This is a genomic window from Pseudonocardia sp. NPDC046786, assembly GCF_040645415.1.
Taxonomy (GTDB): Bacteria; Actinomycetota; Actinomycetes; order Mycobacteriales; family Pseudonocardiaceae; genus Pseudonocardia; species Pseudonocardia kongjuensis.
The window spans coordinates 101292-125137 of the sequence record NZ_JBEYYF010000019.1 but is presented as its reverse complement, the minus strand read 5'-3'; the positions used below and the strand labels follow the sequence as shown (position 1 = coordinate 125137).

Sequence of the window (23846 nt, the reverse complement as noted above, 5' to 3'; positions counted from 1 at the left end):
GTCGCCGGCACGAACGAGGTCCACGGCGCGGCGCCGGAACTCGGGCGGGTGAGGTGCAGGCACGAACAACATCCTCCCTGGTGGACCGGGTCCACCTCAGGTGACGTGTCCGGCGCCAGGGGTCAAGCTCATCCCGCCGGAACTGGGCCTCCGGAGCGGTGTCCTATCGCGTCCGGTGGATCGTTGCCGACCAGACCTGGCACGACAGCTTCAAGACCCGGGCGCTCGCCGACAGCTTCCGATCGGAGCTTCTGAGTCTGGCCCGCCAGGGTGAGCCGTTCGATGTCGCGACGGGGCAGCCGATTTCCCGGCTCCGGACCGAAGCGCCGACACAGCGCTGGTACGACCATGCCTGCGCCTACGCCGACATGAAGTGGCCGCACGCGGCGGGCAAGAGCCGTCAGGGCATCGCCGAGTCACTTGCCACCGTGACGCCTGCGCTCCTGGCGACGAGCAAGAGCAGGCCGGCGACCGCGTCTCTCCGCGCCGTGCTGTACGGATGGTCATTCAACGCCCGGCGCCGTGCCGAGGGTCCACCCCCTGACGAGCTGGTGCGCGTAGAGCGGTGGATCGCTCGCAACACCCGCCCGGTCGCAGACCTCGCTGATCCGACGGTCCTGCGCCCCGCGCTCGACTCACTGACGGTGCTTCTCGACGGTCGACCGGCCGCCGCATCGACGGTCAGCCGCAAGCGGGCGATCTTCTACAACGCCGTGGAGTACGCCGTCGAGCTGGGCCACCTGTCCGCCAACCCGATCACCTCGATCAAATGGCGCGCACCCAAACTGAGCGAAGCGGTGAACCCACGGGTGGTCATCAACCACCGGCAGGCCCGAGATCTCCTCGCCGCCGTTCGGCAACTGCCGTCTGGTGATCGGCTCGCCGCGTTCTTCGGCGTCATGTACTAAGCGGCCTTACGGCCCGGCGAGGCGGTGGAGCTGCGAAAGGACGCACTCGCCCTCCCACGATCCGGGTGGGGGGAGCTGTACCTGACGACCTCGGCGCCGTCGGCCGGCCGATCGTGGAGCGAGACCGGAACCCGTCGAGAACGACGCCAGTTGAAGCACCGGGCCGCGGAGGAGGTCAGGGTTGTCCCCAGCCCTCCGGAACTGACCGCGCTGCTGCGGGCACACCTCGACGAGCACGGGACGACACCCGATGGACGGCTCTTCCGCGGTGCGCGCGGTGGCCCACTGTCGGAAAGTCTCTACGGGCGGCTCTGGTCCCGGGCACGTGCCGTCGCGCTGAACGCCGACGAGATCGGCTCCCCGTTGGCCCGTCGGCCGTACGACCTCCGGCACGCCGCCGTCTCCACCTGGCTCAACAGTGGCGTTCCGGCTCCTCAGGTCGCGGCCTGGGCGGGCCACAGCGTGGACGTGCTGCTGCGGGTCTACGCCAAGTGCATCGTCGGCCAGGAGGACACCGCCCGTCGCCGCATCGAAGAAGCCCTCCGTGACGACCACCCATGATCGCGACCGCGTAGCGACCGCGAACCTCCATTGACGCCCGGCGGCAGCCGGACACACCCGGACAACGAAAAAGACCCCCTGCTCCAGCGTTTCCGCTGGTCGGGGGTCTCTTTCACCTGCTGTGGCTGGTCCAGGATTCGAACCTGGGAAGGCTACGCCGACGGATTTACAGTCCGCTCCCTTTGGCCGCTCGGGCAACCAGCCGGGGTGCACGTCGATCTCTCTCAGTGCGTGAACGAGGATACGACACCATGCGAGGAGCCCCGACGAGGGGGCCCCACCCCGAGGAGGAACCCAGAGATGGCCGACCCGTCGTTCGACGTCGTGAGCAAGGTCGACCGCCAGGAGGTCGACAACGCCCTGAACCAGGCCGCGAAGGAGCTGTCGCAGCGGTTCGACTTCCGTGGCACGAACACCACGGTCGCCTGGTCGGGCGAGGAGTCGGTGGTGTTCGAGTCCGACACCGAGGAGCGGCTGCGCGCCGGCATCGAGGTCTTCAAGGAGAAGCTGATCAAGCGGAGCATCTCGCTGAAGGCGTTCGAGGCGGACGAGCCCGCGATCTCCGGCAAGGTGTACCGGGCCTCCGGGAAGATCCTGCAGGGCATCGCGCAGGACAAGGCCAAGGAGATCAGCAAGGCCATCCGGGACGAGAAGCTCAAGGGTGTGCAGGCGCAGATCCAGGGCGACCAGCTGCGCGTCTCGGGCAAGAAGAAGGACGACCTGCAGGGCGTCATCGCGCTGCTGAAGTCCAAGGACTTCGGGATCGCCCTGCAGTTCACCAACTACCGCTGACCGACCGCCCCGGGCCGTGCGTCACCCGGCGGGCGGCCCGACGGGCTGGACGACCTCGGTCCGCCACGTCGCCGGATCGGGGTTCTCGCCGGGGTCGGTGAGGTAGGTCTCCCACGGCGGCCCGCTCGCCACGCGCCCCTCCGCGGCCAGCCACGACTCGAGTACGCCGTAGGTCTCGGTCAGCGTCTCGTAGGGGCCCACGTGCACCGCGACCGCAGCCGGCCCCGCCGGAAGGGTGACCGCGGTGACGCCCTCCGGCAGGTCACCGGTGGGCGGCGCCGCGAGCGGCACACCACCCTCGATGAGGACCGTGCCCATGCCGATCTCGACGTAGCGGGTGAACGGCGGCCCGCTCATCGCCAGTCCGTTGCCGAGGGCGTGCTCGAACACCTGCGGGAGGGTCTCGGCGAGGGCGGCGGGGATCCCGTCCCGGGTGACCCGCCGTCGGACGACGAGTGCGTGTACCGCCTGCTCCTCACGCACGGAGACGGTGCTGTTCATGTGACGGTGCTCCTCGTCGTGGGGCTCGGTCGAAATGATCGCCGCGCGGTACAGCCCGATGCAGGGCGCGGCTCGCGTCACCGCCTCTGCATGGACCGCAGCGACGGCGTGCCCGCCGGGGTGCAGCCCGCGGGCCCGATAGTGCCGGGGTGCGAGTCCGAACCTGCGGGTGAAGGCGCGGGTGAACGTCTCGTGCGCCGCGAAGCCGTGCGCCCGCGCCAGCGCGGCGATCGGCTGCCGGCCGCCGAGCAGCTCGGCTGCGGCCCGGCTGAGCCGCACCCGGGACGTGTACGTCCTGGGCGTCTCGCCCACGGCGGCGCGGAACCGGCGGTGCAGGTCGAACCGGGAGCGGTGGGCGAGCGCGGCGACGGCGGCGAGGGACACGTCCTCCCTCGTCCGGGCGTTGACCGTGGTCAGCAGCCGCAGCAGGTCGGCGGAGAGCGGCACGGCGCGAGCCTACGACCACTCCCGGTCCCCGGCCTTGACGAATCTTGCGCAACCCGGCCGTGATCGCGACCGGGAACCGCACCCGGTGAGCTCCTCGGAGGCGGTCCACAGTCGCTGCTGGAAACCCGCTGGCCCACGAGCCGACCTGTCCGGACCGGACGACACCCCATCCCACCTGCTGATTCACCGCCTCGACGGTCGTCACGGCCGGACGTACCGTCGGCTCGACCGACGGGAGGGAGGTGGCATCGCCGATGTTCGTCGCCGTCCGGCGCCTGCACATCGACCTGCAGCGCACCGCGGGTGCGCACTGTGCCGGCTCCCCCGCCGTCGTCGTCCCCGGCTGTCGTCGCACCGTCTAGCGACCCGCCACGCGGACGCTCCCCGGGGCCGGCCCCGCGACAGCGGGCGCGCGCCGACCGGGGATCCCCGGCGCGGCGACGGCGTCCTCTGCACACCCCAACCTCAAAGGAACAGACATGCCGTTGCACGACAAAGGATCCGTCCTCGAGTTCGACCTGAAGGGCGAGGGCCGGGGCGTCCTGCAGGAGGTGTCCATCGCCGGCAGCGAGCACACCGTGCGCGCCGAAGGCCATCCCGCCTTCGGCGGGACGGACAGCGCCCCCAGCCCGCTGGACTACGCGCTGGCCGCCGTCGTGTCCTGCAACCAGGTCACCGCCCGGATCGTCGCGCTCGGCGAGGAGATCGAGATCGGCGAGTTCCACGGCCGGGTCGAGGCGGAGCTCGACAACTCGGTGCTCGTCTTCGGCGCCGAGGGCAACCCGAACTTCTCCTCGCTGAAGCTGACCGTCGAGGTCGAGACCGCCCTCGACGACGCCGCCTTCGAGCGCTTCGTCGCCGAGGTCAACCGCCGCTGCCCGCTGACCCAGCTGTTCGTGCGGTCCGGTGTCGACGTCACCACCGACTGGACCAACAAGGCGCTGGTGCGTTCCTGAGCGTCGCCGGGCGGACCCCTCCGGCCGGGTCCGCCCGGCACCTCACCAGCCCGACGCCAGCACCAGGATCACCGTCCCGTGCGTCACCGTCGCGGCGAGCACCCCGTGCCGGTGCCGCACCCAGGCGCACAGCAGCCCCTCGGCCAGGGTGAACGCGAGCACCGGCCATCCGAGCCCGGTGACCGTGCTCGCCAGGAAGACGTGCCCGGCGGCGAAGAACAGCCCGGACAGCAGGATCGTGCGCGCCGGCGGGTAACCGAGCGGCCCGCCCAGGTAGCCCTGCAGCAGGCCACGGAACAGCACCTCCTCCAGCAGGTTCCCGCCGAACGCGAGCACCGCCAGCGCGGGCAGCAGGGTCACCGCCACCGCGCCGCCGCGCTGCTCCACCGGCACCGTCCACAACAGCGCCGTCAGCGGGACGAGCAGCACCGCGGCCGCGCCGAGCGCGGTCAGCAGCGCCCGCGGCCCGAGGTCACCCCACACGACCAGCCCGCGCAGGTCCGGCGGCCCGTACGCGATCGCGAGCGCGCCGCCCACCCCGATCGCGCCGAGCGTCACCAGCACCAGCGGCTCGGCCGGGAACCGCAGCCAGGTCGCGCCGCCGGTGGTGCCGATCGACCAGAGGCCCAGCGGCGTCATCGCGTCCCGCACCAGGACGAACCCGAGGATCAGCACGACGATCCGCAGCAGCGGCGCCGACCGGCCCAGCGCCAGGAACAGCGCGGCGAGCACGATCAGCCCGGGCAGCAGCCGGAGCGGGTAGTCGACGAACAGGACGCTGGTCACACGATCAGCCTTCGTGGTCGGATGGGTGCCGACAACTCGCGTCCACACGGGGGTGGCGCCGTGCGCAGAACACCACGTCAGACCCGGTCCCGGGAGACCGTGGAGATCATCCTGACGGCGGCTGCTCAGGTTTTCCGGCGCGAGGGCATCGCAGCGACGACGAACCGGATCGCCGAGCGCGCCGGCGTCTCGATCGGCTCGCTGTACCAGTACTTCCCGCACAAGCAGGCGCTGCTCGACGCGCTCGTCGCCCGGCACGTCGCGCACGCCCGGTGCACGCTGGACGCCGAGTTCGCCGCGCTGCGCGCCGACCCGCCGGAGCCGGTGGCGGCGGTTCTCCGGATCGCCGACACCGCGGTGGCCCTGCACGCCGACCATCCGCACCTGCACGCGCTGTTCGCGGGCTTCGCCGGCCGCACCGCCGCCGGGGTCGCCGCGGTGGACCGGCTGCGTGCGGACTGCGTGGCCGAGGTCGCGTTCCACCTCGCCCGGCTGCCCACCGGCAGCGGGACCGGCCCGGCGGCGGACGCGCAGGAGCGCGCCCGCACCGTCGTGCACGCGGTGGACGGGCTGCTGCACCACGCCCCGGCCGATCCGGCGCGGCAGCGCGCCCGGATCCGGGACCTGCTCCGGCTGGTCGCGGACTGACTACAGGACGGGCAGCCGGTCCGCCCAGGGGCGGGCCCGCTCCAGCTGCGCGGCCAGCGCCAGCAGCTGCGGCTCGGCACCCGGGCGGCCGACGAACTGCACGCCCAGCGGCAGACCGCCGGCGGTGGTGTGCAGCGGCACCGTCGCGGCCGGGCGGCCGGTGAGGTTCGCGAGCTGGGTGTAGGGCACCGGGGCGAAGTTGGCGTCGACCAGGCCCTCGACCAGGTTCATCCGCCCCAGCAGGCCGCCCGCGCGCAGCGTCAGCAGGCCGCGCGCGACCAGCTTCACCGGACCGGCCAGGTCCAGATCGCCGATCGGCCACGGCGGGCGCGCCAGGGTCGGGGTGAGCAGCAGGTCGTAGCGCTCGTGGAAGGTCGCGAGCGCGCGGGTGTGCTGCTGCCAGCGGGCCTGCGCGGCGAGGTACTCCGGTGCCGTGGTGGCCCGCCCGATCGCGGCCATCACCCGGGTCTCGGTCTCGAACGCGTCGTCGCCGCAGCCGGTGAGCGCCCGCGCCCCGTCCACCTGGGAGGCGATCATCCCGAACCAGGTGGTGAGGAAGTCGGTCGCCAACCTGCGGCCGTCGACGGCCGGGGCGGACTCCTCGACGACATGCCCGAGCGAGCCGAGCAGCTCCGCCGCGCCGGTCGCGGCGGCCACCGCCTCCGGGTCCACCGGGCCGCCCAGCGGGGACGCGGTGCTCAGCCCGATCCGCAGCGGGGCCGGATCGTCGCGCACCGCGTCGGCGTAGCGGCGATCCGGCGGTTGCACCCGGTACGGCCCGTCCGGGGCGGGCCCGGCCAGCACGTCGAGCATGCCGGCGGTGTCGCGCACGGTCCGGGACACGACGCCCTGCACGGCGGCGCCGTGGAAGCCCTCGCCGACCTCCGGGCCGGACGGGACGACGCCGCGGCCGGGCTTGAGCCCGAACAGCCCGCAGGCGGCGGCCGGGATCCGGATCGAGCCGCCGCCGTCGCTCGCCCCGGCCACCGGCACGATCCCGGCCGCGACCGCGGCGGCCGCCCCGCCGGAGCTGCCGCCCGGGGTGCGGCCCGGGTCCCACGGGTTGCGGGTCGGGCCGCCGGCGACCGGCTCGGTCACCGCGCGGGCGCCGAACTCGGGCGTCGCGGTCCGGCCGAAGATCACCAGCCCGGCGTCGGTCCAGCGCCGGACGACGGTCGACGTCTCCGGTCGCGGGTATCCGGCGAGCGCCCGCGAGCCGCTGCCGGTCGGGACCCCGGCGATGTGCTGGGAGAGGTCCTTGACCAGGAACGGGACCCCGGCGAACGGCCCGGACAGCGGGCCGCGGGCACGGGCCCGGGCGGCGTCGGTCATCCGGTGCCGGATCGCATTGATCGTCGGCTCGACGGCGTCCGCGCGGTCGGTCGCCGCGTCCAGCAGCTCGGCCGCGCTCACCTCACCGGCCGCGACGAGCGCGGCCAGCCCGACGGCGTCGTGCCTGCGGTAGTCGTCCCACCCGATGCCCATGGGGCGATCGAATCAGACGCTCACGGCTCCGACACCGGGGCGGGCGGCGCGGGCGCCGGGTCCGGTGCGCCGTTCACCCCGGCGACGACGCCGAGCGTGAGCAGCAGCGCGGTCGCCGCGCCCAGCGCGGCGGGCAGCACCGGGCGCACCTTCGACGGCAGTTCCGGCAGGCCGGGCACACCGGTCGGGCGGCCCGCGGTGCCCTGCACCGGGCCCGGCCGGAACGGCTCGGGGAGCCGCGCGACCGACGGGTCGCCGTCGGTCCGCGGGCGGGGGATCACCGGCAGCGCCTGGGTGGGCGCGTCGCCGGGATCGGCCGGCAGGTCCGCGCGCTCCGGGGCCGGCGCACCGGGCCCGCCGTCCGGGGCGTGCGGCGCCTCCCGGTCCGCGAACAGCTCGTCCCCGGCCGGCGACGGCTGCGGGACGGCGGCGGGGTGCGGCCCGTCCAGCGGTGCGCCGTCCGGCGCGGCGGCGGTGTGCGGGCCGTCCACCGGCGCGACGTCCGGCGCGGCGGCCTGTTCGGGGACGGACGCCCGCGGTGTGGCGTCGGCTCCGGTGCCGGCTCCGGGGCCGTCCCACGGGCCGTGCTGCACCGGCACGGACGGTCCCGTGTCGGACAGCGCGTGCCGGGGCTTGCGGCTCGGGGTCTCGCTCATCGGTCCTCTTCCGCAGGGGAGCTCTGCCACCCCTACATCGCCCGCGGCCCCCGGCACCGTTACGCGTCCGCGATCTGCGGTGCGTACGTCCGGACGCCGTCAGCGGGCCATCCGCTGCAACCGCGCGATCCGATCCTCCATCGGCGGGTGCGTGGAGAACCAGCGGGCCATCCGCTCGCCGGGGCGGAACGGGTTCGCGATCATCAGGTGCGACTGCGAGGTGAGCCGCGGGTCCGGCGGGAGCGGCGCGGCGGCCGTCCCGTACTTGAGCTTGTACAGCGCCGAGGCCAGCCCCAGCGGGTCCCCGGTCAGCTCGGCCCCGGACGCGTCGGCCTGGTACTCCCGGGAGCGGCTGACCGCCATCTGCACGATGCCCGCGGCGACCGGGCCGAGCATCGCGACCAGGATGATCGCGATCGGGTTGGGCCGGTCCTCGTCGCCGCCACCGAAGATCGACGCGAACATGGCCATGTTCGCGATGAACGACACGGCCGACGCCATCGCACCGGCCACCGAGGAGATCAGGATGTCCCGGTTGTAGACGTGGCTGAGCTCGTGCCCGATCACGGCCCGCAGCTCGCGCTCGTCGAGCAGCTGCATCAGGCCGGTCGTCACACACACCGCGGCGTTGCGCGGGTTGCGTCCGGTCGCGAACGCGTTCGGCGCCTCGGTCGGGCTGATGTAGAGCGCCGGCATCGGCTGGCGCGCCTTCTGGCTGAGCTCGCGCACCATCCGGAACAGCTGCGGGTACTCGGCCTCGGTGATCGGCTGCGCGTGCATCGAGCGCAGCGCGAGCTTCGCCGAGTTGAAGTAGGCCCAGCCGTTCATCGCCAGTGCGACCACCAGCGCGACCATCAGGCCGCTGCGACTTCCGATCAGGCCCCCGATCGCGATGATCAGGGCACTCATCGCGCCGAGGAGCACGGCCGTCTTCAGGCCGTTCATGTGGCTGTGCACGCCGCCCTCACCTTCCGTGCGGTCCTGCAGGGGGTTCACCTCGTCGAACGGACCAACCGGTCACGACGTTCCCGGCGTGCCCGGCATGTGATCCAGCACCATCCGGGATGGGTGCACACGGCCCGGCGACGGGTGCATGATCCTTGACATGAGCGACAGCGAGGTCCGCACAGGAGCCAGCACGGGTACCGGCATCGAGGTCCGCACCGACGTCACCGACGGCGTCGCGGTGCTCACCGTCTCGAACCCGGCGCGGCGCAACGCGCTGAACCTGGAGCTGTCCGGCCGGCTCGTCGCGGCCGTCGACGAGGCGGTGGCGGCACCCGGGGTCGGCGCGATCGTGGTCACCGGCGAGCCCCCCGCGTTCTGCGCCGGCGGCGACCTGGCCGAGCTGGAGCAGGCCGATCCGGCGACGCTCAAGCGCGTCTACTCGGGTTTCCTCGCGCTCGCGAACTGCCCGCTGCCGACGCTGGCCGCGGTGAACGGCGCGGCCGTCGGGGCCGGCATCAACCTGGCGCTGGCCTGCGACGTGCGGCTGGCCGGCCCGACCGCCCGGTTCGACGTGCGGTTCATGCAGCTCGGGCTGCACCCCGGCGGCGGGTTCACCTGGATGGCGCAGCGCGCGCTGGGCGCCCAGGGCACCGCCGCGATGACCCTGTTCGGCGACGTCCTGGACGCCCGCGAGGCCGAGCGGGTCGGCCTGGCCTGGCGCGCCTACGACAGCGACGACGAGCTGCTGGCCGCGGCCCGCGAGCTGGCCGGCCGGGCCGCGGCCGCCCCGCGGGACCTGATCGAGACGACGAAGGCGACCATGCGGGTCACCTCCCGGCTCGACGCGCACGCCGACGCCACCGACATCGAGGTCCGCGCCCAGGCCGAGTCCGTCCACTCCGCGGCGTTCGCCGAACGGGTCGCCGCCCTGCAGAAGAAGATCAGTAGCCGGTGAGTGACGTCACTCCCACGGAGTGGACCCGGCCTGTGACGTCGCCCGGGGCTGCGCGACGCTGGTCCGATTCGCGAGTTAACCTCGGCTTAGCACCGAACTTTCGACGGAACCGGGGGCCGATCTGCCCATGACCACCAGCGACACTCCTGTCGAGGCACCTGAGTCCGGAGGCGCAGCGGACCCGCGGGTCGTGCAGCGTGACCGGGTGGTGATCCGGTTCGCGGGTGACTCCGGTGACGGTATGCAGCTGACCGGTGACCGGTTCACCTCGGAGACGGCGAATTTCGGCAACGACCTGTCCACGTTGCCGAACTTCCCGGCCGAGATCCGGGCGCCTGCCGGGACCCTGCCGGGGGTGTCGTCGTTCCAGCTGCACTTCGCGAACTACGACATCCTGACCCCTGGTGACCGCCCGGATGTGCTGGTCGCGATGAACCCGGCCGCGTTGAAGGCCAACATCGCCGATCTGCCCCCGGGCGGTGTGCTGATCGTCAACACCGACGAGTTCACCAAGCGGAACCTGACCAAGGTCGGCTACGACGCGAACCCGCTCGAGGACGACTCGCTGGCCGCCTACGCGGTGCACGGCGTGGCGATGGCCACCCTGACCCGTGGTGCGCTGGCCGAGACCGGGTTGTCGAAGAAGGACGCCGAGCGGGCGAAGAACATGTTCGCGCTCGGACTGCTGTCGTGGATGTATCACCGGCCCAGCGAGTCGACCGAGCGGTTCCTACGCGAGAAGTTCGCCAAGCGCCCCGACATCGCCGAGGCCAACGTCCTGGCCTTCCGCGCCGGGCACGCCTACGGCGAGACCACCGAGGCGTTCGCGGTCACCTACGAGGTCGCCCCGGCCCGGCTCGATCCGGGCACCTACCGCCAGATCACCGGCAACGTCGCACTCGCCTACGGCATCGTCGCGGCCGGGCGCACCACCGGGCTGCCGGTGTTCCTGGGCACCTACCCGATCACCCCGGCCTCCGATGTGCTGCACGAGCTGTCCAAGCACAAGGCGTTCGGTGTGACCACCTTCCAGGCCGAGGACGAGATCTCCGGTGTCGGCGCCGCCCTGGGCGCCAGCTTCGGTGGCGCGCTGGGGGTCACCACCACCTCCGGGCCGGGGATCGCGCTCAAGGCCGAGACCGTCGGCCTGGCCGTGGCCCTGGAGCTGCCGCTGCTGGTGATCGACGTCCAGCGCGGCGGCCCCTCGACCGGGCTACCCACCAAGACCGAGCAGGCCGACCTGCTCCAGGCCCTGCACGGCCGCAACGGCGAGGCCCCGCTGCCGGTGATCGCCCCCGCCACCCCCGGGGACTGCTTCTCCGCCGCGGTCGAGGCCGCCGCGATCGCGGTCCGCTACCGCACCCCGGTGATGCTGCTCTCCGACGGCGCCCTGGCCAACGGCTCCGAACCCTGGAAGATCCCGTCGGTCGAGGACCTGCCCACCGTCGACCCCGGATTCGCCACCGAGCCCAACGCCCCGGACGGGTCCGGCGAGTTCTGGCCCTACCTGCGCGATCCCGAGACCCTGGCCCGGCCCTGGGCGGTCCCGGGCACCCCCGGGCTCGAGCACCGCGTCGGCGGGCTGGAGAAGGCCGACGGGCGCGGCTCGATCTCCTACGACCCCGACAACCACGACCGGATGGTCCGGCTGCGCCAGGCCAAGATCGACGGCATCGAGGTCCCCGATCTCACCGTCGACGACCCCGACGGCACCGCCGAGGTGCTGGTGATCGGCTGGGGCTCCACCTACGGCCCGATCAACGCCGCCGCGCGGCGCGTGCGCAAGCTCGGCCACCCGGTCGCCACCACACACCTGCGCCACCTCAACCCGATGCCGGCCAACCTCGGCGAGGTCCTGTCCGGCTACCGCACCGTGCTCTGCCCCGAGATGAACCTCGGCCAGCTCGCGATGCTGCTGCGCGCCCGGCACCTCGTCGACGTCAGGTCCTACACCAAGGTCGCCGGGCTGCCCTTCGGCGCCGAGGAACTCCAGGACGTGTTCCTCGATCACCTCACCGGGCTGGAGGCCCACGCATGAGCACCGATCTCGGTCTCCCCACGATCGGCGGCCTCGACGGCGTCCCCACCACCGACGCCACACAGACCGCGAAGGACTACACCTCCGACCAGGAGGTCCGCTGGTGCCCGGGCTGCGGCGACTACGCCGTGCTCGCCGCCGTCCGCCAGTTCCTGCCCACCCTGGGCATCCGCCGCGAGAACACCGTGTTCGTCTCCGGCATCGGCTGCTCGAGCCGCTTTCCCTACTACCTCAACACCTACGGGATGCACTCCATCCACGGCCGCGCCCCCACGATCGCCACCGGCCTGGCCACCTCCCGGCCCGACCTGAGCGTGTGGGTCGTCACCGGCGACGGCGACGCCCTGTCGATCGGCGGCAACCACCTCATCCACGCCCTGCGCCGCAACGTCAACATCAAGATCCTGCTGTTCAACAACCGGATCTACGGCCTGACCAAGGGTCAGTACTCGCCCACCAGCGAGGTCGGCAAGGTCACCAAGTCCACCCCCATGGGCTCGGTCGACCACCCCTTCAACCCGATCTCCCTCGCCCTGGGCGCCGAGGCCAGCTTCGTCGGCCGGGCGCTGGACTCCGACCGCAAGGGCCTCACCGCGGTCCTGTCCGCCGCCGCCGCGCATCGCGGCTCGGCGCTGGTCGAGATCTTCCAGGACTGCCCGATCTTCAACGACGGCAGCTTCGACGTGCTGCGCAAACCCGACACCAAGGAGCAGCGGGTCGTGCCGGTCGTCCACGGCGAACCGATCCGGTTCGGCCCCGCCGGCGACGACGGCCAGGGCACCCACGCCGTCGTCCAGGACGGATTCGCCCTGAAGGTCGTCGAAGCCGCATCGGTCGATCCGTCGCAGATCGTGGTGCACGACGCCGCCGACCACGAACTCGCCTTCGCCCTGTCCCGGCTCTCCGACCAGGACCTCAACCACACGGTCACCGGCATCTTCCGCAGCGCGCCGCGGACCACCTACGACGACGCCGCCCGCGCCCAGGTCGACCACGCCAAACAGACCGGCAACGCCGACCTGCAGGCACTGCTCAACGGCCGCGACACCTGGACGATCCTCTAGTCAGCGCGCCCCGGGCCGCTCGTGCCAGGCGATGAACCCGGCGGCCCGGGCGCCGGACTCGCTCTCGAAGTAGAGGTCGGCGCGGGTCCGCACGTAGTACGGCGAGTCGGTCGTGTGGAACCGGCGGGACCCGCTGTGCACCTTGACCCGGTGCGTGTCGGGCGGCTCCGAGCCGTCCTCGGGCGCCAGTACGGAGCCCAGGTAGGGGCCCGGGCGGGCGCCCTCGGGCAGCGGCGCCGAGGCCGCCGCCGGCCCGATCAGCCGCGAGTCGAGCGCGGCCAGCGCGGAGCCGCCGGTGGACGGCGGCTGGACCGGCTGGGCCGGCTGAACCGGCCCGGCGGGTCGGGACGGCTCGGCCGGCTGGGCGGCCCGCGGCGGGCGGACCGGCACCAGCGGTTCCGGCGGCCCGGCCTGCTCGGGCAGCTCCGGCTCCGGGAGCGGCTCCGGCTCGACGTCGTCGGGCAGCGCGTGCCGTCCGGCCGGTTCGACCTCCTCCTCCCCGGAACGGGGCCGCGGCACGTCGAGCGTTGCAGGATGGTCGTCGGAACCGCCATCTCGCAACGCTCGATCGGCGTCGGGGCCGGTCGGGGTCGGGGCGTCCAACAGGCCGGGGGGTTGCTCCGGCGGGGACCCAGGTGCCTCCGGGACCAAGCCGCCGTTGCTGCGTGCCCGGACCACCAGCAGCCCGACCACCGCGAGCACGACGACGATCGCGAGCAGTGCCCACATCCAGCCCATGACCGGACCTCCGTCCACCCGGGAGCCTCCCGGGCGCAGTGCTTGGTATCACGGATCGTGCACGCCGTCACCGCGGTCGCGCAGCCGTGCACCCTTCCCGGATCATGGTGCCTGTGATGGGCGACCGAACGGTAACCGGATGACCGCGCATTCGCCCGAACGAACCACCCCCGGTCGGGACGAGCTGGACCGGACGGGCCTGGCGGCCGGCGTCGGGTCGTACGTGCTGTGGGGGCTGTTCCCGGCGTTCTGGCCACTGCTGGACCCGGCCGCACCGGTCGAGGTGCTCGCGCACCGGATCGTGTGGACGACCGTGCTGATGGCCGCCGTGCTCACCGCGCTGCGCGGATGGCGGCACCTGAAGGGGCTCGGCCACCGCGGCCGGCTCGCGATCTGCGCCGCCGCGGTGCTCATCTCGGTGAACTGGGGCCTGTTCATCTGGGGCGTGTCGGTCGGCCGGGTCGTCGAGATCGCGCTGGGCTACTACATGACGCCGCTGGTCGGGGTGCTGCTCGGCGTCGTCGCGCTGCGGGAGCGGTTGCGGGTCGCGCAGTGGGTGGCGCTGGCGCTGGCCGCCGTCGCCGTGCTGGTCATCGGGATCGGGGCAGGCAGCCCGCCCTGGCTGTCGATGGCCCTGGCCTGCTCGTTCGGGATCTACGGCCTGCTGAAGGCGACGGTGCCGGTACCGGCGGCGGCCGGCCTCACCGCCGAGGGCCTGGTCCTCGTGCTCCCGGCCGCGGTGTACCTGCTGGTGCTGGAGATCTCCGGCGCCGGGACGTTCCTCGATCTCGGCCCGTGGCACCTGCTGCTGATGCTGTCCGCGGGCCCGGCGACGGCGCTGCCGCTGCTGCTCTACGGCGTGTCCGCGCGCCGGATCCCGCTGAGCACGCTGGGCGTGCTGCTCTACATCAACCCGACCCTGCAGTTCCTGTGGGGCGTGCTCGCCGTCGGCGAGCACATGCCACCGGCCCGCTGGATCGGGTTCTCCCTGGTCTGGGTCGCGCTGGTGGTGTTCACCGTCGATCTGGTGCGGCGGGCCCGCCGCGCTCAGCCGGTGCGTTCGACGGTGTAGTCGGTCAGCGTCCGCAGCGCGTCGATCGCCGGGCAGGCGGGCAGCACCGCCAGCTCGGCGCGGGCCCGGTCGGCGTACCCGGCGACCGTGTCCCGCGCCTTCACCAGTGCCTCCCCGGAGCGCAGCAACTCCAGCGCCTCGGCGACCTCGCCGTCGTCGGTGATCGGGGCGGCCAGCAGCTCCCGGAGTCTGCGCGACGACGGCGAGTCGTCGCCGTCGCGCAGCGCGTACAGCATCGGCAGCGTGTGCACGCCCTCCCGCAGGTCGGTGCCCGGCGTCTTGCCGGAGTCGTCCGCCGGGCTGGCGATGTCGATGATGTCGTCGGAGATCTGGAAGGCGGTGCCGATCAGGTCGCCGAACCGGCGCAGCGCCGCCACGTGCTCGGCGGGGGCCAGCGAGAACATCCCGCCGTACCGGCCCGAGGTGGCGATCAGCGACCCGGTCTTCTCCCCCACCACCCGCAGGTAGTGCGCGACCGGGTCGTCGGACGCCTTGGGGCCGCGGGTCTCCCGCATCTGCCCGGTCACCAGCTGGGCGAACGTCTCGGCGATGATCCGGACCGCGTCCGGGCCGAGATCGGCGACCAGCCGCGACGCGTGCGCGAACAGGAAGTCCCCGGTGAGGATCGCGACCGAGTTGTCCCAGCGGGAGTTGGCCGACTCCGCGCCGCGGCGCATCGCGGCCTCGTCCATCACGTCATCGTGGTACAGCGTCGCCAGGTGGATGAGCTCCACCACCGCCGCCGCCGTGATCACCTCGTCGCGCTCCGGATGCGGCCCGACCTGGGCCGCGAGCAGGGTGAACAGCGGCCGGAACCGCTTGCCGCCCGCCTCGATCAGGTGCAACGAGGTCTCGGTGGCGAACTCGTAGTCGCTGTGCACCTCGCGGTGCAGCAGGTCCTCGACCCGCTTCAGCCCGTCGGCCGTGGCCTCGGCCAGAATCGGATCGGCCATCCGGACCCCGGCCACACTCTGTGTCTCCACCCCCACAGCGTACGAACGTCAGCCGATGAACGCGCCGCTGGCGGCCCATTCGAGGACGGGTGTGGGAAGAATCCCGAGAACGAGCGTCGCCAGGGTGCCCAGCGTGATGGCCACCGTGGTGAACGCGCCCGGGACGACGACCGTCGGGCCGTCGTCGGCGGGCTCGCTGAACCACATCAGCACGACCACCCGCAGGTAGAAGAACGCGGCCACCGCCGAGGCGACCAGCGCGATCACCACCAGCGGCACCATGCCGTCCGCGGCGGCCGCCGAGAACAGCGCGAACTTGGCGGTGAACCCGCTGGTCAGCGGGATCCCGGCGAGCGCGAGCAGGAGGAAGGTCATGACCCCCGCGGCGAGCGGGGACCGCTTCGCCAGCCCGGCCCACGCCGACAGGTGGCCCGCCTCGCCGTCCGGCCCGCGGACCAGGGAGACGACGCCGAACACCGCGATCGTGGTGAAGCCGTAGGCCACCAGGTAGAACAGCAGGCCGGCGGTGCCGTCCGGGGTGATCGCCATCGCGCCGAGCATCAGGAACCCGGCGTGCGCGATCGACGAGTAGGCGATCATGCGCTTCACGTCGGTCTGGGTGAGGCCGAGCACGGCGCCGACGACCATCGAGATGATCGCGACCGCCCACAGCACCGGGCGCCACTCCCACACCGTGGAACCGAACGCGACGTAGAGCACCCGGGCGATGGCGCCGAACGCGGCGACCTTGGTGCAGGCCGCCATGAAGGCGGTGACCGGCGTCGGGGCGCCCTGGTAGACGTCCGGCGTCCAGGTGTGGAACGGCGCCACCGAGCCCTTGAACAGCAGCCCGACCAGCAGCAGCGCGAGGCCGGCGAACAGCAGCGTGTCCGAGGTGAGCGAGCCCGCGGCGGACTCGGAGATCTCGGAGAGCCGCACCGAGCCCGCGTAGCCGTAGAGCAACGCGATCCCGTACAGGAAGAACGCCGAGCCGAACGCGCCCAGTAGGAAGTACTTGACAGCCGCCTCTTGGGAGAGCAGCCGGCGGCGGCGGGCGAGGCCGCAGAGCAGGTACAGCGGCAGCGACAGCACCTCGAGCGCGATGAACATCGTCAGCAGGTCGTTCGCCGCGACGAACGCCATCATCCCGCCGAGCGCGAACAGCACGAACGGGAACGGCTCGGTCTGCATCGTCGGCATCTGGTCCGGCGTGCCGTAGGAGCGGTCGACGTGCTCCCCGGCGGGGCCGCCACCCGCGGGCACCGATCCGGAGCCGCCGGTGCGGGCCGCGGCCCGCTCCGCGGCGGAGGCGACGAACACCCCGCCGGCTTCGACCGAGCGGTCGGCGAGCAGCAGCAGGCTGGGGATGGTCAGCACGATCAGCGTGCCCCAGAGGAACAGCGCGGGTGCGTCCACCGCCAGCGCGTGGCCGAACGTCAGCACCGGCTCCGGACCGGACAGCGCGTACCCGGCGAGCGCGACCAGCGCCGCGAACAGGGTCAGCCCGGTCGCGACGACCTGCACCGGCCAGCGCTGGTGGCGCGGCAGGAACGCCTCCAGCAGCACAGAGACGCAGGCCCCGGCGAACACGATCCACAGCGGCGCGGACGCCGCCCAGTCGATCGGCGGCATCTCGATCGTGGTCGGCACCTGGGAGACTGTCTGGGCGACGGAACTCATCGGACGATCCCTCCAGCGGGCACCGGGTCGGACAGGCCGAGTTCGGCCATGGTCGCCGTCACCGACGGGTTGATCACGTCGAGCACCGGGGCCGGGTAGAAGCCGAGCACCACGATCACCACGATCAGCGGCGCGAGCAGGCCGATCTCACGACGGCCCAGGTCGGGGAAGCCGGACGACTTCCGGTCCGCGGCGACGCCAGGGTCCAGCATGGTGCCGGGGCCGCCGGTGCCGGCCCGCTCCAGCGCGCCGATCACGGCGGTGCCGCGCACCGGGCCCTGCATCGTGCGCTGGTAGAACCAGAGCACGTACAGCGCGGCGAAGATGATGCCGACCGTCGCGATGATCGTGAACACCGGCCGGGTCGGGAACGAGCCGATCAGCACCAGGAACTCGGAGACGAACGAGTTCGTCCCGGGCAGCGCCAGCGAGCTCATCCCGGCCAGCAGCAGGCAGCCGGCCATCACCGGGGCGAGCTTCGCGACGCCGCCGTAGTCGGCGATCAGCCGGGACCCGCCGCGGGCGATCAGCATGCCGACCATCAGGAACAGCATCCCGGTGGAGAGGCCGTGGTTGACCATGTAGAGGGTGGCGCCGGCGAACGCCTGGCTGGAGAACGCGAACACCCCGAGCGCGATGAACCCGAAGTGCGCCACCGAGGTGTAGGCGACGAACCGGCCCATGTCGGTCTGCCCGACGGCGAGCAGCGCGGCGTAGATGACGCCGGCCACGGCGAGCACCAGCACCAGCGGCGCCAGCACCTGGCTGGCCTGCGGGAACAGCGGCAGCAGGTAGCGCAGGAAGCCGTAGGTGCCGACCTTGTCGAGCACGCCGACCAGCAGCACCGCGGCGACGATCGGGGCCTCGGCGCCGGCGTCGGGCAGCCAGGTGTGGAACGGCACCAGCGGGGCCTTGATCGCGAATGCGACGAAGAAGCCGAGGAACAGCCAGATCTGCACCGACGTCGGGGTGTCGGCGGCGATCGCCTGCAGGTCGGCCCAGGTGAACGTGCCCCGGCCGAGCTGCTCGGCGCTCGTCACGTACAGCCCGATCAGCGACGCCAGCATGATCAGCCCGCCGAGCAGCGAGTACAGGAAGAACTTGACCGCCGCGTACTGCCGGCGCGGGCCGCCGAAGCGCCCGATCAGGAAGTACATCGGGACCAGCATGGCCTCGAAGAACACGTAGAACAGGAACACGTCGGTCGCCGCGAACACCCCGACCAGCGTCGCCTGGGTGGCGAGCAGCAGACCGAAGTAGCCGGCCACCGAGCGGCCCTGGGGCAGCTTCTCCGACCAGGCGAACAGCAGCAGGATCGGCACCAGGAAGGCGGTGAGCGCGATCAGCGCCAGCGAGATGCCGTCCACCCCGAACGCGATGTGCGTGCCGAAGGCCGGGATCCAGGGCATCGAGAACTCGAACTGGAACCGGGTGCCGGCCTGCGCCGACGGGACGGAGTACAGCGACCACGCCACGACGACGAGCGCCAGCTCGACCAGCGCGGTCGCCATCGCGATCGCCTTGGCCGCCGGTGCGTTGCGGCGCGCCGGGTACAGCAGCAGGGCGCCGACCAGCGGCACCAGGAGCAGGACGATCAGGAGCGGGTTCCCGCCACTGCCCGGGACGATGGGGTCTACGGGGACGATCATCAGGCGAACCTCACCGCCAGCATCGCGGCGACGATGAGGACCCCGCCGCCGAGCATCGAGAGTGCATAGGACCGGACGAAGCCGGTCTGGGTCCGGCGAAGCCTGCCGGAGCCGCCGCCGAACGCGGCGGCCGTGCCGTTGACCAGGCCATCGATCCCCCGGTTGTCGAAGAAGACCAGCACCCGGGTGAGCCAGATGCCGGGCCGCTCCAGGAACGCCTCGTTGAAGGCGTTCGCGCCGAGATCCGCGCGGGCCGCGGCGACCACCGGCGAGACCCGCTGCGGGCGCTCGACCGGGACCGGGCGGCGGCCCACGAACAGGTAGGCCAGCAGCACGCCGAGCAACGAGACGCCGACCACCAGGAACGGGATCACCGCGTGCGGCAGCGGACCGCCCTCGGCGGCCACCCGCTCGCCGACCGACGGGGCCAGCCAGCCCGGCAGCACCGGGTAGAGCAGGAACCCGGCGAACACCGAGCCGAACGCCAGCACGATCATCGGCGCCGTCATCGAGGCGGGCGATTCGTGCGGGTGGTACTCCCGGCCGTCGGTGGAGCGGATCTCCTTCCAGCGGCTCTCGCCGAAGAAGGTCATCAGCATCAGCCGGGTCATGTAGAAGCCGGTCAGGCCGGCGGCCAGGGTCGCCAGGCCGCCGAACGCCCAGCCCTGCCAGCCCTCCTGGGCGAACGCGGCCTCGATGATCGCGTCCTTGGAGAAGTAGCCGGACAGGAACGGGAAGCCGATCAGCGCCAGGTAGCCGAGGCCGAACGTCACGAAGGTGACCGGCATCTTCCGCCACAGTCCACCGAAGCGGCGCATGTCGACGTCGTCGTTCATGGCGTGCATGACCGATCCGGCGCCGAGGAACAGCCCGGCCTTGAAGAAGCCGTGCGTGAGCAGGTGCAGGATGCCCAGCGCGTAGCCGGCCGGGCCGAGCCCGACGGCCAGCACCATGTAGCCGATCTGGCTGACCGTGGAGTAGGCCAGCACTTTCTTGATGTCGTCGTAGGCGCAGCCGATGATCGCGCCGATCATCAGCGTCACCACGCCGATCAGGCAGACCACCAGCCGTCCGGTCTCGGACAGGTTGTAGATCGGCGCGGACCGGGCGATCAGGTAGACGCCCGCGGTGACCATCGTCGCCGCGTGGATCAGCGCCGACACCGGCGTCGGGCCCTCCATCGCGTCCGGCAGCCACGCCTGCAGCGGGAACTGGCCGGACTTGCCGCAGGCGCCGAGCAGGAGCAGCAGCGTGATCGCCAGGACGGTGCCGCCGGGGACCTCGCCGATCCGGGCGAAGACGTCGGTGTACTGCAGCGTGCCGAGCTCGAGCCAGATCAGGAAGATCGCGATGGCCAGGCCGACGTCGCCGACCCGGTTCATGATGAAGGCCTTCTTCGCCGCGGTCGCCGCGGCCGGCCGGTCCTGGAAGAACCCGATCAGCAGGTAGGACGCCAGGCCGACGCCCTCCCAGCCGAGGTAGAGCATCACGAAGTTGTTGCCCAGGACCAGCACCAGCATTGCCGCGACGAACAGGTTCAGCTGGGCGAAGAACCGGCGCCGGTTCGGGTCGTGGCTCATGTAGCCCACCGAGTAGAGGTGGATGAGCGCACCGACACCGGTGATCAGCAGGACGAACGTGATCGACAGCGGATCGAGCCGGAGTCCGAAGTCGACGCTGAGCGCGCTGGACTCCATCCAGGACCAGAGCGACTGTTCGCGCAGCCGCTCGTCCGGGGCGAGGCCGAGCGTCTGCACGAAGATCGCGAGACCGACGGCGAACGAGCCGACCACGGTGGCGACGCCGAGCCAGTGGCCCCAGGCGTCGGCCCGGCGGCCCGCCAGGAACAGGACGAGCGCACCGGCGGCGGGGAGCGCGATCAGCAACCAGGCCAGCGACGCGGCGCCGGTCGCCGGCGCCGCACCCTGCGCTACCGCAGTGGCCTGTGCGAGTTGGAGGGTCACCCGGGGGCTCCTAGTACTTGAGCAGGTTCGCGTCGTCCACCGAGGACGACTGACGGGTGCGGAAGATCGCGGTGATGATCGCGAGTCCGACGACCACCTCGCAGGCGGCGACGACCATCACGAACAGCGCCATCACCTGCCCGTCGAGGTTGCCGTGGATCCGGGAGAACGTGACCAGGGACAGGTTCACCGCGTTCAGCATCAGCTCGACGCACATGAAGACGACGACCGCGTTCCGGCGGACCAGCACGCCGACCGCACCGATCGTGAACAGCAGGGCGGAGAGCAGCAGGTAGTACTCGGGGGTCATCGGCCCGCCCCGGTGCCGTCTGCGGGGCCCGCCCCGGTGCTGCCTGCGGGGCCCGCCCCGGTGCTGCCTGCGGGGCCCGCCCCGGTCTCACTCGCCTCGCCCGACTCGATCGTCCGGTCGGGGGCCGGGCGGCCGGTCAGCGCGTGCGCGTCCGGCGTCGTCGTGTCCGGGACGTCCACCGACACCGACTCGATGATCTCGGCCAGCGACTCCGGCGCGATCGAGCCGTCCGGCAGCAGCGCGGGCACCGCCACCGAGTTCGCGGTGGCGTAGACGCCCGGGCCGGGCAGCGGGGAGATCCGGGCGTGCTCGCCGCGCAGCCGGCGCAGCACCGTCTCGCGCTGGCTGAGCTTCGCGTGCTGCGAGCTCTGCGAGCCGGTCAGCACCATCGCGCCGAGCGCGGCGACCATCAGCAGCGCCGCGGTCAGCTCGAACGCCAGCAGGTAATCGGTGAAGATCAGCCGGCCGAGCTCGGGGACGTTGCCGTTCCAGCCCAGCCCGCCCTGCGCCAGACCGGCCGGGGTGACGTCGGTCAGCCCTCGGGACAGGCCGCCGACCAGCAGCGCGGCCAGCCCGACGCCGAACACCAGCGCCGCGGCGCGCTGCCCGCGCAGCACCTCGATCACCGAGTCCTTGGAGTCCCGGCCGACCAGCATCAGCACGAACAGGAACAACATCATCACCGCGCCGGTGTAGACGATGATCTGCACGAAGCCGAGGAACGGCGCGGACTGCACCAGGTACAGCACGGCGATCGAGAACATCGTCAGCACCAGCAGCAGCGCCGCGTGCACCGCGTGCCGGGCGAACACCAGGCCGAGCGCGCCGGCCAGGGCGACCGGGCCGAGCACCCAGAACGCGACCGCCTCGCCGGTGGTGACCTCGCCGCCGGCCTGGGCGAGCACGACCGGCAACCCGGACAGGGGGGCCAGCGCCGTCATCGGATCTGCTCCCCGGTCTGGTCGAGCACCGACGTCTTCGCCAGCGTCGGGCCCTGCACGTAGTAGTCCTGCTCGTCCTCGCCGAGACGCATCGGGTGCGGCGGCTGCTCCATGCCGGGCAGCAGCGGAGCCATCAGCTGCTCCTTGGTGTAGATGAGGTCCTGCCGGTTGTCGTCGGCCAGCTCGTAGAAGTTGGTCATCGTCAGCGACCGGGTCGGGCAGGCCTCGATGCACAGGCCGCAGCCGATGCACCGCAGGTAGTTGATCTGGTAGATCGCGCCGTAGCGCTCACCCGGGGAGTACCGGGCCTCCTCGGTGTTGTCCCCGCCCTCGACATAGATCGCGTCCGCCGGGCAGGCCCAGGCGCACAGCTCGCAGCCGACGCACTTCTCCAGCCCGTCCGGGTGCCGGTTGAGCTGGTGGCGACCGTGGTAGCGGGGCGCGGCGGGCGGGAAGTCCTCCGGGTACTCCTCGGTGACGACCTTCTTGAACATCGTCGAGAAGGTGACGCCGAAACCCTTGAAGAAGTCGAACATCTACTCGGCCTCCTGTCCTGCCCGCACGGCCTTGCGGCGCTTCGGTGGTGACTCGGGGACCTTCAGGTCCAGTGGTGGCACCGGGTAGTCCGACGCCGGTTCCACCGGCGGGGCCTCGACCTGCCGGTCCGGCAGCAGGAAGGCCACCGCCAGCACGACGGCCAGCGCGAATCCGATCAGCGAGAGCAGCAGCACGATGTTGTCGCCGCCGGTCGACTGGAAGGCGCGGATGCCGAAGATCGCGACGATCCAGACCAGCATCACCGGGACCAGGACCTTCCAGCCCAGCTTCATGAACTGGTCGTAGCGGAACCGGGGCAGCGTGCCGCGCAGCCAGATGAACATGAACAGGAACAGCAGGGTCTTCAGGATGAAGGCCAGGAACTGCATCCAGCCGTACTCGTTGAGGAAGCTCAGCGGCCACGGCCACATGCCGCCGCCGAGGAACAGCGTCACCGCCATCGCCGAGACGGTCACCATGTTCACGTACTCGGCGAGGAAGAACAGCGCGAACTTCAGCGACGAGTACTCGGTGTGGAAGCCGCCGACCAGCTCGGACTCGGCCTCCGGCAGGTCGAACGGCGCCCGGTTGGTCTCGCCGACCATCGCGATCACGAAGACCACGAAGCTCGGGAAGAGCAGCCAGACGTACCAGCCCTGGGCCTGCGCCCCGACGATCGACGCGGTCGACAGCGATCCGGCGTAGAGCACCACGCCGACCACGGCCAGGCCGAGCGCGATCTCGTAGGAGATGACCTGGGCGGCCGAGCGCAGCGAGCCGAGCAGCGAGTACGGCGAGCCGGACGCCCAGCCGCCGAGCACGATCCCGTAGACGCCGATCGAGGAGCAGGCCAGCACCACGAGCACGCCGACCGGGACGTCGACCAGCTGCAGCACCGTCTGCTGGCCGAAGATCGTGACCTCACCGCCGAACGGGATCACCGAGAGCGCGACGAACGCCGGGATCGTCGAGATGACCGGGGCGATGAAGTAGACCTTCTTGTCGGCCAGCGCCGGCATGATGTCTTCCTTGAACGCCAGCTTCAGCCCGTCGGCGAGGCTCTGCAGCCAGCCGCCGGGGCCGGTCCGGTTCGGCCCGGGCCGGTGCTGCATCCGGCCGACGACCTTGCGCTCCCAGTTGATCATGAACAGGGTCAGCACGACCCCGATCACGAACAGGCCGACCACCTTCAGCAGGGTCAGCCACAGCGGGTCGCTCGCCAGCAGCTCCTGGGTGCGGGTCAGACCGTCCGGGGTC

At 72.1% G+C, this 23846-nt stretch carries 24 protein-coding genes and 1 tRNA gene; 10 read left to right on the top strand and 15 right to left on the bottom strand.

Annotation, left to right across the window (positions count from 1 at the left end; translation table 11 throughout):
• Positions 1-158 precede the first annotated feature (158 nt).
• Positions 159-908: a hypothetical protein gene (locus ABZ881_RS22240; protein WP_358487286.1), complete on the top strand. Its 750-nt coding sequence runs from the start codon at positions 159-161 to the stop codon at positions 906-908.
• A gap of 150 nt (positions 909-1058) precedes the next feature.
• A complete protein-coding gene (locus tag ABZ881_RS22235) occupies positions 1059-1469 on the top strand; it encodes a hypothetical protein (protein ID WP_358487285.1) in 411 nt (136 codons plus the stop codon).
• 122 nt (positions 1470-1591) lie between these two features.
• Here ABZ881_RS22235 and ABZ881_RS22230 read toward each other — a convergent pair.
• Positions 1592-1673: transfer RNA gene (locus ABZ881_RS22230), tRNA-Tyr, on the bottom strand.
• Between the two features lie 96 nt (positions 1674-1769).
• On the opposite strand from ABZ881_RS22230, the gene ABZ881_RS22225 reads away from it, so the two are divergent.
• Positions 1770-2261, top strand: coding sequence for a YajQ family cyclic di-GMP-binding protein (locus ABZ881_RS22225; protein WP_344027777.1), 492 nt, complete (start codon positions 1770-1772; stop codon positions 2259-2261).
• Positions 2262-2282: 21 nt separating this feature from the next.
• Here ABZ881_RS22225 and ABZ881_RS22220 read toward each other — a convergent pair whose 3' ends face one another.
• Positions 2283-3209, bottom strand: a complete 927-nt coding sequence (locus ABZ881_RS22220; protein WP_358487284.1) for a helix-turn-helix domain-containing protein — start codon at positions 3207-3209, stop codon at positions 2283-2285.
• 254 nt (positions 3210-3463) lie between these two features.
• Here ABZ881_RS22220 and ABZ881_RS22215 point away from each other — a divergent pair, with 254 nt between their 5' ends.
• Together ABZ881_RS22215 and ABZ881_RS22210 are read left to right on the top strand one after the other, a co-directional pair.
• Positions 3464-3571 (top strand): putative leader peptide, encoded by a 108-nt coding sequence (locus ABZ881_RS22215; RefSeq protein ID WP_358487281.1) that lies wholly within the window; start codon positions 3464-3466, stop codon positions 3569-3571.
• Between the two features lie 117 nt (positions 3572-3688).
• Positions 3689-4165, top strand: a complete 477-nt coding sequence (locus tag ABZ881_RS22210) for an OsmC family protein (RefSeq protein ID WP_358487279.1) — start codon at positions 3689-3691, stop codon at positions 4163-4165.
• 42 nt (positions 4166-4207) lie between these two features.
• Here the strand turns inward: ABZ881_RS22210 and ABZ881_RS22205 are convergent, their stop codons facing one another.
• Positions 4208-4951, bottom strand: coding sequence for a CPBP family intramembrane glutamic endopeptidase (locus tag ABZ881_RS22205; RefSeq protein ID WP_358487278.1), 744 nt, complete (start codon positions 4949-4951; stop codon positions 4208-4210).
• Positions 4952-5050: 99 nt separating this feature from the next.
• Here ABZ881_RS22205 and ABZ881_RS22200 point away from each other — a divergent pair, with 99 nt between their 5' ends.
• A complete protein-coding gene (locus ABZ881_RS22200; RefSeq protein WP_358487276.1) occupies positions 5051-5599 on the top strand; it encodes a helix-turn-helix domain-containing protein in 549 nt (182 codons plus the stop codon).
• Here ABZ881_RS22200 and ABZ881_RS22195 read toward each other — a convergent pair whose 3' ends face one another.
• The 3 genes from ABZ881_RS22195 to htpX all read right to left on the bottom strand — a co-directional run bounded on the left by ABZ881_RS22195 (position 5600) and on the right by htpX (position 8697).
• Entirely contained in the window at positions 5600-7084 is a 1485-nt protein-coding gene (locus ABZ881_RS22195) for an amidase (RefSeq protein ID WP_358487274.1), read from the bottom strand. It lies immediately after the preceding gene.
• Positions 7085-7104: 20 nt separating this feature from the next.
• Positions 7105-7740 carry a hypothetical protein gene (locus ABZ881_RS22190; RefSeq protein ID WP_358487272.1) on the bottom strand — a complete coding sequence of 212 codons (636 nt, stop codon included), beginning with the start codon at positions 7738-7740 and terminating at the stop codon, positions 7105-7107.
• A gap of 99 nt (positions 7741-7839) precedes the next feature.
• Positions 7840-8697: a zinc metalloprotease HtpX gene (gene htpX / locus ABZ881_RS22185; RefSeq protein ID WP_358487271.1), complete on the bottom strand. Its 858-nt coding sequence runs from the start codon at positions 8695-8697 to the stop codon at positions 7840-7842.
• Between the two features lie 148 nt (positions 8698-8845).
• Between htpX and ABZ881_RS22180 the strand changes: the two genes are divergently transcribed.
• From ABZ881_RS22180 to ABZ881_RS22170, 3 genes are all read left to right on the top strand, one after another.
• Positions 8846-9643: an enoyl-CoA hydratase gene (locus tag ABZ881_RS22180; protein ID WP_358487269.1), complete on the top strand. Its 798-nt coding sequence runs from the start codon at positions 8846-8848 to the stop codon at positions 9641-9643.
• Positions 9644-9770: 127 nt separating this feature from the next.
• A complete protein-coding gene (locus ABZ881_RS22175; protein ID WP_358487268.1) occupies positions 9771-11681 on the top strand; it encodes a 2-oxoacid:acceptor oxidoreductase subunit alpha in 1911 nt (636 codons plus the stop codon).
• The gene (locus ABZ881_RS22170) at positions 11678-12745 is read left to right on the top strand and encodes a 2-oxoacid:ferredoxin oxidoreductase subunit beta (protein ID WP_358487266.1); all 1068 of its coding nucleotides are present in this window, start codon (positions 11678-11680) and stop codon (positions 12743-12745) included. Before ABZ881_RS22175 ends, ABZ881_RS22170 begins: the two co-directional genes overlap by 4 nt.
• On the opposite strand, the gene ABZ881_RS22165 is transcribed toward ABZ881_RS22170, so the two are convergent.
• Positions 12746-13501 carry a hypothetical protein gene (locus tag ABZ881_RS22165; protein WP_358487265.1) on the bottom strand — a complete coding sequence of 252 codons (756 nt, stop codon included), beginning with the start codon at positions 13499-13501 and terminating at the stop codon, positions 12746-12748.
• A 121-nt stretch (positions 13502-13622) separates the two neighbouring features.
• Here ABZ881_RS22165 and rarD point away from each other — a divergent pair, with 121 nt between their 5' ends.
• Positions 13623-14555 (top strand): EamA family transporter RarD, encoded by a 933-nt coding sequence (gene rarD, locus ABZ881_RS22160; RefSeq protein ID WP_358487264.1) that lies wholly within the window; start codon positions 13623-13625, stop codon positions 14553-14555.
• On the opposite strand, the gene ABZ881_RS22155 is transcribed toward rarD, so the two are convergent.
• From ABZ881_RS22155 to nuoH, 8 genes are all read right to left on the bottom strand, one after another.
• Positions 14531-15508 carry a polyprenyl synthetase family protein gene (locus ABZ881_RS22155; protein WP_358487295.1) on the bottom strand — a complete coding sequence of 326 codons (978 nt, stop codon included), beginning with the start codon at positions 15506-15508 and terminating at the stop codon, positions 14531-14533. The genes rarD and ABZ881_RS22155 overlap by 25 nt on opposite strands.
• Before the next feature lie 48 nt (positions 15509-15556).
• Positions 15557-17188 (bottom strand): NADH-quinone oxidoreductase subunit NuoN, encoded by a 1632-nt coding sequence (gene nuoN / locus ABZ881_RS22150; protein ID WP_358487263.1) that lies wholly within the window; start codon positions 17186-17188, stop codon positions 15557-15559.
• Positions 17185-18837 carry an NADH-quinone oxidoreductase subunit M gene (locus tag ABZ881_RS22145; protein WP_358487262.1) on the bottom strand — a complete coding sequence of 551 codons (1653 nt, stop codon included), beginning with the start codon at positions 18835-18837 and terminating at the stop codon, positions 17185-17187. Before ABZ881_RS22145 ends, nuoN begins: the two co-directional genes overlap by 4 nt.
• The gene (gene nuoL, locus ABZ881_RS22140; RefSeq protein ID WP_358487292.1) at positions 18837-20732 is read right to left on the bottom strand and encodes an NADH-quinone oxidoreductase subunit L; all 1896 of its coding nucleotides are present in this window, start codon (positions 20730-20732) and stop codon (positions 18837-18839) included. Before nuoL ends, ABZ881_RS22145 begins: the two co-directional genes overlap by 1 nt.
• 79 nt (positions 20733-20811) lie before the next feature.
• Entirely contained in the window at positions 20812-21111 is a 300-nt protein-coding gene (nuoK, locus tag ABZ881_RS22135) for an NADH-quinone oxidoreductase subunit NuoK (RefSeq protein ID WP_344027134.1), read from the bottom strand.
• Positions 21108-22052: an NADH-quinone oxidoreductase subunit J gene (locus tag ABZ881_RS22130; RefSeq protein ID WP_358487259.1), complete on the bottom strand. Its 945-nt coding sequence runs from the start codon at positions 22050-22052 to the stop codon at positions 21108-21110. Before ABZ881_RS22130 ends, nuoK begins: the two co-directional genes overlap by 4 nt.
• The gene (gene nuoI, locus ABZ881_RS22125; RefSeq protein ID WP_085915823.1) at positions 22049-22588 is read right to left on the bottom strand and encodes an NADH-quinone oxidoreductase subunit NuoI; all 540 of its coding nucleotides are present in this window, start codon (positions 22586-22588) and stop codon (positions 22049-22051) included. The genes ABZ881_RS22130 and nuoI overlap by 4 nt, the downstream gene beginning before the upstream one ends.
• Positions 22589-23833 carry an NADH-quinone oxidoreductase subunit NuoH gene (gene nuoH, locus ABZ881_RS22120; protein WP_344027156.1) on the bottom strand — a complete coding sequence of 415 codons (1245 nt, stop codon included), beginning with the start codon at positions 23831-23833 and terminating at the stop codon, positions 22589-22591.
• Positions 23834-23846: the final 13 nt, after the last annotated feature.

Excerpts from the sequence above, each read along its gene's own strand:
- ABZ881_RS22225 (WP_344027777.1), top strand. The coding sequence starts at position 1,770 with ATGGCCGACCCGTCGTTCGACGTCGTGAGCAAGGTCGACCGCCAGGAG.
- ABZ881_RS22215 (WP_358487281.1), top strand. The coding sequence starts at position 3,464 with ATGTTCGTCGCCGTCCGGCGCCTGCACATCGACCTGCAGCGCACCGCG.
- ABZ881_RS22210 (WP_358487279.1), top strand. The coding sequence starts at position 3,689 with ATGCCGTTGCACGACAAAGGATCCGTCCTCGAGTTCGACCTGAAGGGC.
- ABZ881_RS22195 (WP_358487274.1), bottom strand. The coding sequence starts at position 7,084 with ATGGGCATCGGGTGGGACGACTACCGCAGGCACGACGCCGTCGGGCTG.
- ABZ881_RS22190 (WP_358487272.1), bottom strand. The coding sequence starts at position 7,740 with ATGAGCGAGACCCCGAGCCGCAAGCCCCGGCACGCGCTGTCCGACACG.
- ABZ881_RS22180 (WP_358487269.1), top strand. The coding sequence starts at position 8,846 with ATGAGCGACAGCGAGGTCCGCACAGGAGCCAGCACGGGTACCGGCATC.
- ABZ881_RS22175 (WP_358487268.1), top strand. The coding sequence starts at position 9,771 with ATGACCACCAGCGACACTCCTGTCGAGGCACCTGAGTCCGGAGGCGCA.
- ABZ881_RS22170 (WP_358487266.1), top strand. The coding sequence starts at position 11,678 with ATGAGCACCGATCTCGGTCTCCCCACGATCGGCGGCCTCGACGGCGTC.
- rarD (WP_358487264.1), top strand. The coding sequence starts at position 13,623 with ATGACCGCGCATTCGCCCGAACGAACCACCCCCGGTCGGGACGAGCTG.
- ABZ881_RS22155 (WP_358487295.1), bottom strand. The coding sequence starts at position 15,508 with ATGGCCGATCCGATTCTGGCCGAGGCCACGGCCGACGGGCTGAAGCGG.
- nuoN (WP_358487263.1), bottom strand. The coding sequence starts at position 17,188 with ATGAGTTCCGTCGCCCAGACAGTCTCCCAGGTGCCGACCACGATCGAG.
- ABZ881_RS22145 (WP_358487262.1), bottom strand. The coding sequence starts at position 18,837 with ATGATCGTCCCCGTAGACCCCATCGTCCCGGGCAGTGGCGGGAACCCG.
- nuoK (WP_344027134.1), bottom strand. The coding sequence starts at position 21,111 with ATGACCCCCGAGTACTACCTGCTGCTCTCCGCCCTGCTGTTCACGATC.
- ABZ881_RS22130 (WP_358487259.1), bottom strand. The coding sequence starts at position 22,052 with ATGACGGCGCTGGCCCCCCTGTCCGGGTTGCCGGTCGTGCTCGCCCAG.
- nuoI (WP_085915823.1), bottom strand. The coding sequence starts at position 22,588 with ATGTTCGACTTCTTCAAGGGTTTCGGCGTCACCTTCTCGACGATGTTC.